At 73.5% G+C, this 6,837-nt stretch carries 7 protein-coding genes; all 7 read right to left on the reverse strand.

The window, feature by feature from the left end; genetic code table 11:
• A partial coding sequence (locus VGR37_05835) for an amidase (GenBank protein ID HEV2146899.1) occupies positions 1–443 on the reverse strand: 443 nt, incomplete at its 3' end.
• On the reverse strand, positions 443–1,915 hold the full coding sequence (locus tag VGR37_05840) for an aldehyde dehydrogenase family protein (GenBank protein HEV2146900.1): 1,473 nt from the start codon (positions 1,913–1,915) through the stop codon (positions 443–445). The genes VGR37_05835 and VGR37_05840, both read right to left, overlap by 1 nt.
• A gap of 127 nt (positions 1,916–2,042) precedes the next feature.
• On the reverse strand, positions 2,043–2,318 hold the full coding sequence (locus VGR37_05845; protein HEV2146901.1) for an Lrp/AsnC ligand binding domain-containing protein: 276 nt from the start codon (positions 2,316–2,318) through the stop codon (positions 2,043–2,045).
• Positions 2,319–2,339: 21 nt separating this feature from the next.
• A complete protein-coding gene (locus VGR37_05850; GenBank protein ID HEV2146902.1) occupies positions 2,340–4,400 on the reverse strand; it encodes an ABC transporter permease subunit/CPBP intramembrane protease in 2,061 nt (686 codons plus the stop codon).
• Positions 4,397–5,119 (reverse strand): ABC transporter ATP-binding protein, encoded by a 723-nt coding sequence (locus VGR37_05855; protein ID HEV2146903.1) that lies wholly within the window; start codon positions 5,117–5,119, stop codon positions 4,397–4,399. Before VGR37_05855 ends, VGR37_05850 begins: the two co-directional genes overlap by 4 nt.
• 62 nt (positions 5,120–5,181) lie before the next feature.
• Entirely contained in the window at positions 5,182–5,991 is an 810-nt protein-coding gene (locus tag VGR37_05860; GenBank protein ID HEV2146904.1) for a hypothetical protein, read from the reverse strand.
• A 60-nt stretch (positions 5,992–6,051) separates the two neighbouring features.
• Positions 6,052–6,837 (reverse strand): S41 family peptidase (locus VGR37_05865; GenBank protein HEV2146905.1); only part of this gene is annotated, 786 nt, incomplete at its 5' end.

The following is a 6,837-nucleotide window of genomic DNA, read 5'->3' on the forward strand; positions in this document are numbered from 1 at the left end:
GTCCGCGACAGGTCCCATGGGTTGCGCGTAGCCCCGAACGCCTCCGGCTCGGTCACTCCCATCAGCCCCAGTTCGGGGACGCTGGTCTTCCCCACGATCACCAGCCCCGCCTCGCGGAAGCGCCGCACCACCTCCGCGTCCCGGTCCGGCACGAACCCCTCCATGGCGGCCGACCCCGCCATGGTGCGGACCCCCGCGAGGTCCTGCAGGATGTCCTTGAGCAGGAAGGGTACGCCCCGGAACGGCCCGTCCGGAAGCGTCCCCCGCGCCGTCTCCCGCCCCCGCTCGAAGAGCGGCGTGACCAGGAAGTTGAGCACCGGCTGCAGCGCCTCCGCGCGCCGGATCGCCTCCTCCGCCAGTTCCGCGGGCGTCACCTCGCCGGCTCGCACCAGCTCCGCCAGGCCCAGGGCATCGTAGCGGTCGTATTCGGGAAGTCCCCCCATCACCCCACCACCCGGCCCACCAGCGCGGCGAGCCGCCGCACCCGGTCCGTGTACGGCGGGTGCAGCAGGTGGGCGGGGCTGAAGCGGCCGCGCACCAGCACCGCGCGCTCGTGCGAGAAGGTGCGGAAACCAGACCATCCGTGGTAGCTCCCCTGCCCGCTCTCCCCCACCCCGCCGAAGGGGAGGTCCGGGTTCGCCAGGTGGATCACCACGTCGTTGACCACCGACCCGCCCGCGGTGGTGCGCCGCAGCACCCGGTCGGCCGCGGCGCTGTCCCGCGCGAATACGTACAGCGCGAGCGGCCTGGGGCGCGCGTTGATCCGCTCCAGCACGTCGTCCAGCGAGCGGAAGGTGAGCACGGGGAGGACGGGCCCGAAGATCTCCTCCTCCATCACCGGCATCTCCCAGGTAACGCGGGAGAGCACCGTGGGCGCGACGTAGCGCGCCGCGGCGTCCGTCTCCCCGCCGACCTCCACGCGCGCGCCCGCCGCCACCGACTCCTCCAGCAGCGCGGCCACGCGGGCGAAGGCGCCGTCGTCGATCATCCGGCTGAAGCTCTCGCTCCGGCGGCGCGCCTCCGCCGTGTCCCCGTAGAACGCTTCCACGCTGCGGCGCAGCGCCTCCAGCAGCTCCGCCTCGCGCGACTCGTGCACCAGCACGTAGTCGGGGGCCACGCAGGTCTGCCCCCCGTTGATGAACTTCCCCCAGGCGATCCGCTCCGCCGCGCGCTCCACGCTGGCGGAGGCGTCCACTATGGCGGGCGACTTCCCCCCCAGCTCCAGGGTGACGCTCGCCATGTGCTCCGCCGCGGCGTGCATCACCTTCCGCCCCACCGCCGTGCTCCCGGTGAAGAAGAAGTGGTCGAAGGGGAGCCGGAGCAGCGCGTCGGCCACCTCCACGCCGCCCCCGACGAGCGCCACCTCGTGTTCTGGGAAGACGTCGGCGACGATGCGCCCGAGCACGACGTTGACGGCCGGGGTCTTCTCCGAGGGACGGACGACCACGGTGTTCCCCGCCGCGACCGCCGCGACCAGTGGTGTCATGGTGAGCAGCACCGGGTAGTTCCACGCGCCCAGGATCAGCACGGTCCCCCGGGGCTCGTAGCGGATCTCGCTGCGCGTCCCCACCAGCAGCGCGGGCGTCCCCACCCGCTTCGGGCGCATCCACCGGCGAACGTGGCGGATGGCGTGCCTGATCTCGCCGAGCGTCTGCTGCACCTCCGTCAGCTCGGTCTCGGTAGGGTGCTTGTGGAAGTCGGCCCGCATGGCGGCGGCCAGCTCCTCCCGGTGCGCCGCCACCGCGTCGCGGAAGCGCTTCAGCCGCGCGATCCGCTCCTCCGCGGAGGGCGGTTCCGCCCCGCGCCGCCGCTCCCTCTGGAGGTCGAAGATCCGCCGCGCCTCCTCGATCAGCTCCGCGTCGACTGCCGGCGCGCCCGCCGCGCCTGGTCCGCCCTGGACAATCCGTGTCGCCATCGTCTACGCCTCTGCTCGCGTCCGGTGCGTCACCCGGTCTGGTGTTCAGCGCGGCCAGACATGCACGCAAAAGCCCCTCCCCCGCGTGCGGGGGAGGGGTCGGGGAGGGGAGCTGCCGGCCTCCCGTTCAGTCGAACATGTCCCAGGCGCGCTCCAGGTCCTGCTTGGAGTAGACGCGGAAGGCGGTGAGGGTGTTGGTCCGCTCGATTCCCGTGACCTGGGCGATCTCCTCCGTTACGATCGTCGCGATCCGCTCGTACTCCGCCACGCGGACGATGGCGATCAGGTCGTACTCCCCGGAGACGGAGTAGACCTCCGCCACCCCGTCGATCCCCGCGATGCGGCGGGCGAGCGCCGGGACGTCGCCGGGAACGGCGCGGATCAGCACCACGGCTGCGACCATTTCGAGAGCTCCTTGCTTGGGTCAGCGTTGCGAAGTCGGCACGGCGGCCGCGGGTAGGGCGGCCGGGGCATCCAGCGGCTCGGCGGGTCGGCGCGGGAGGAGGCGGAAGCCCGCCCACAGCAGGAGCGGCGCGGCGGCCACCAGGGGCCACACGGGCTCCCCGTCCGACACCAGGCGGGTGCGGAGCGCCGGGACGGACATCGCCGCCACCGCCAGGCCGTTGTTGGCGAAGTGCATCAGCATCCCCGCGAACACCGAGCGCGTGTGCCACACCACGTACCCGATCAGCAGCCCCAGCCAGGCCGTGGGGAGGAAGCGGATCGCCGTCTCGAACGAGAGGTGGAAGGCGCCGAACACCAGCGCCGAGGTCCCCACCGCCCGCCACATCCGCATCTCCCGGCCGAGCCCCTGCAGGAGCACGCCCCGGAACACCAGCTCCTCGCAGACCGCGGGCGTCACCGCGACCAGGAAGAACAGCCACATCATCCGCCGCGGATCGCCCGCCGTCAAGAGCTTCTCCAGCGCTCCGAGCAGCTCCGTGGGGAGCGGAAGGACGAAGCTCTGCAGCCAGGCGAGCACCCACCCCAGCGGAATGCCCCCCGCGATCACCAGGAGCGCCCCCACCAGGCCGCGCGCGCCGGGCGCGCGGAGCGCCAGCGTCCGCCGCGCGTCGTAGGGGCCCAGCAGCGCGAAGAGGGCGGCGGGAAGCGCCAGGAGCAGCCACTGGGAGAGCAGCAGCCCCCGCTCGCCCATGCCGCCCTGGAACCGTCCGCCCACGTAGAAGAAGAGGAGCCCCACGCCGGCCACGAACGCCAGCGCCTCCGCCGGGAGCGGGATCCCCCGCCCCGCCGTGCGCCAGGCACGGACCCGCTCCGCCATCGTCCCCGCGGGCGCGCTCCCCGGCCCCGTGCCGAAGAGCACCTCCTCGCGGCCGAAGCTGCGCGCCGCGAAGCGGAGGGCGAGCAGCGCGTACGCCGCCGTGGAGGCGAGCGCGAGCAGCGAGGGGAGCAGCGGGGCGTTCCCCTGCAGCAGCGCGCGGAAGAGGAACGCCACCCCCGCCACCGGCACCAGCGCCGTGGCCGGGGTGAAGCCGATCCCCGGCATGGTGGCGAGGATGGCGGGGAGGAAGCTCGCCAGGTACACCGGCGTGAGTGCGTTCTGCGCCTCCTTGAACGACTGCGAGCGCACCGCGATCCCCAGGAAGAGCGCCGCGAAGAGCACCGCCAGCGGGACCATCACCGCCAGGATCACCAGCACCGAGGTGAGCGGAAGGGTGAACTCCGCCACCCCCGCCGCCTGGAGGCTGAAGAGCCCGGACTGGAAGGTCAGGAGCATGCTCCCCAGGTTCAGCGCCGCCGCCGCGAAGCCGATGGCGGCCACCGCCGCGAACTTCCCCGCCACGATCTCGCCCGCGGGGACGGGCGCCGTCAGCAGCGTCTCCAGGGTGCCGCGCTCCTTCTCTCCCGCGGCCAGGTCGATGGCGGGGTAGAAGGCGCCCAGCACGGTCATCAGGATCAGCACCAGGGGGAGGAAGCGCCCCAGGGCGTACCCGCCCGCCGCGCGCGCGGTGGCCACCGAACTGTCGGCCACCACCAGCGGCTCCGCAAAGGTGGCGGGGAGCCCCCGCGCGGCCAGCCTCCGCGCCAGGAGCGAGTCGCCCCAGGCGTCCAGCCGCACGCGGAGCACGTCGCGCGCGAAGCGGGAGCGGTCGCTGGAGCCGTCGAAGAAGATCCGCGCGCCGGCGGTGCCGCCGTGGTCCACACCGCCCGCGAGCACCACCACCGCGGCCTCCACCTTCCCCGCGGACACCGCCGCAGCGGCCGGGCCGGCGACCTCCACCACCCGCACGGCCGAGTCCGCGGCCAGGAACGCGGCGAGCGGCCCCGCCTCCCCCGCGACGGCCACCCGCGCCGGCTCCGCCTCCAGGCTGCGCTGGCCGAAGAGCGCCATCTGCTCCATCAGCACGAAGAGCACCGGGTAGAGGAAGATGGGGAAGACCACCATCAGCATCAGCGTGCGCCGGTCGCGGAGCGTCTCCCGCAGCTCCTTGGCGAGCACGCTCCGCACGATCCTCCAGTTCATGCCGCGGCCTCCACGATGCGCAGGAACGCGCGCGCCAGGCTGCGCTCCCCGGTGCGCGACACCAGCTCCTCCGCGGTCCCCTCCGCCACCAGCCGCCCCCCGGCGATGATCCCCACCCGGTCGGCCAGGAGCTCCACCTCCGACATCTGGTGCGTGGAGAAGAGCACCGCCCGCCCCCGCGCGCGGGCGCCGTCGATGAAGCGGTAGATCGTCTCCCCGCTCAGAACGTCCAGCCCCAGCGTCGGCTCGTCCAGCACGAGCGCGGGCGGGTCGTGCACGGTGGCGCGGGCGATGGAGACCCGCTGCCGCTGTCCCGTGGAGAGCTTGCCGCAGAGCCGGTCCGCGAAGGGCCCGATCCCGAAGGTCTCCACCGCCTCCGCCACCCGCTCCTCCGCCACCGTGCCGCGCAGGCCGTGCAGCCCCGCGAAGTAGGCCAGCAGCTCGCGGGCGCTCAGGCGCTCGTACAGCCCCATGGAGGCGGCCAGGAAGCCCAGCCGCCTCCGCACCTCCAGCGGCTGCCGCACGGCGTCGTACCCGGCGATCGTCGCGGTCCCGGAGGTGGGGCGCAGCAGGGTCGCCAGGCAGCGGAGCGCGGTGGTCTTCCCCGCCCCGTTGGCGCCCAGGAGGGCGTACACCTCGCCCGCGGCCACGGAAAGCGACACCCCGCGCACCGCCAGGAAGTCGCCGTAGGCCTTGGACAGGTCGTCGATGCGGATCATGAACGCGACGTGCGGGGAAGGCGGGAGCGCGGCGCCGCCGCGCTCCCGGAGGACGGCTCGGGTCAGTTCCGGGGGGCGGCCTGCGCCTGCACCAGCGTGCGGATCTCGGCCGGAGGCTCCAGCTGGGAGGGCTGCACCGTGTCCAGCTCCACCGTGCGGGTGGCGATGATCATCTGCTGCCCCATCATGCTGGTCACGCTCTTCGTCGAGACCTTGATCCCGCCGAACTCCTTGTAGTCGCTGAGCACGGAGGTGGTCTCCATCTTCCCCATGGCGGTCTCCTGGGTGCGGACCATCCCCACCAGTAGCCCGGTCTCGGTGTCGTAGCAGTTGAACGACTCCCGTCCGCTCCGGCTCACCAGCTTCACCTTCCAGCAGGGCCGCCCGCCCATCTCGGTGCGCTCCACGGTCTCGATGCTCGTGTAGCGCGCCGGGTCCGGGATCTGCGAGAGCGTCTCGTAGAAGTCCGCCGTCTCGCGCATGTAGTCGAGCGCGGCCCCCTCCATCAGCGAAGGACCCTGCATGGGGTTGACCGTCCACCCCACCGTCCCGTCGAAGCCGGTGGTGCTGGCGCCCACCCCGGGAAAGTTCATGCTGACGAAGCTGCGGTTGGGCCTGGCCGCGAACATTTCCATGGTCCCCTTGAGCCCCACGGCCGGCATCTCCACGTCCGCCACGCTCCGCATGGAGGTGTGGGACATGACCTTCTCGCGCCCCCCGATCGCCTCGGCGTAGCGATCGATCAGCTGCTTCGCCGGGGGGAGGTCGCCGGCGGCGGCGCCACCCTGCGCGGCGAGGGGGGCGGAAGCCGCCAGCAGCGCCGCCGTCGCGGCCAGGCGCAGGGCGCGGGGGAGGGATCGTGAGCGGATCATCGTGCTCTCCTGAGTTCGGGTCGGTCGTGATCGGGACCGGCCGCACGGCGGCCGGGCTGGTCAGCGGGCTTCCGGGCCGCTCCGCCTCTGCTCGGCGATCCAGCGCTTCGCCGCCTCCAGCGCGGGATCGCGCCCGGCGAGCAGCTCCGCGCGGGCAGGAGGCGCGGCCTGGTCCGGGACCACGCCGCGCCCCTCCAGCGGCTCGCCGCCGGGCCCGGTGAGCGAGGCGAAGGCGTGCACCAGCACGTCGCCATTGGGGAGGCGCCTCATCATCGCGGGGAGCGCCTGCCCCGCGGTGGTCTCGCCGAAGACGCGGGCGCGCCCGAGCCCCTGCATCCCCCCGGCGAAGATCTCCGAGGTGCTGGCCGAGAGCGCGTCCGTCAGGATCGCGACGGGGCCTGCGTACGGCTTCACGGCCTGTCCCCGCGCATCCACCCGCCGAGGGTTCACCACGAAGCGCAGCTCGGTGTCGCGGGTCCGCATGGTCCCCAACGAGAGGCGCTCGTCGATGAAGTGCCCGGCGAAGCCCATCGACATGGCGCCCACCCCGCCCAGGTTGCCGCGGACGTCCACCACGATCCCGTCGGTGTCGCGCAGCTCGTCCACGGCCTCGTCGAAGGCGCGTGCGATCACCGGCATCCACAGGTCGAAGCGGATCACGCCCACCGTGGTGCCGTCGGGCATCCGCACCCGCTCGCGCTCCAGCAGCACCGGCCTCTCGGGAAGGTTGCCGAAGCTCCCGATCGCCCCCCGCGCCGGGCGGCGGACCACCTGCACCGTCACCGGCCGGCCGTTCCCGTCGCGCAGCCGCAGGCGCACCGGCGCGCCCGCGGGCCCGGCGAGCGC

The organism is Longimicrobiaceae bacterium, from assembly GCA_035936415.1.
Lineage (GTDB): Bacteria > Gemmatimonadota > Gemmatimonadetes > Longimicrobiales > Longimicrobiaceae > JAFAYN01.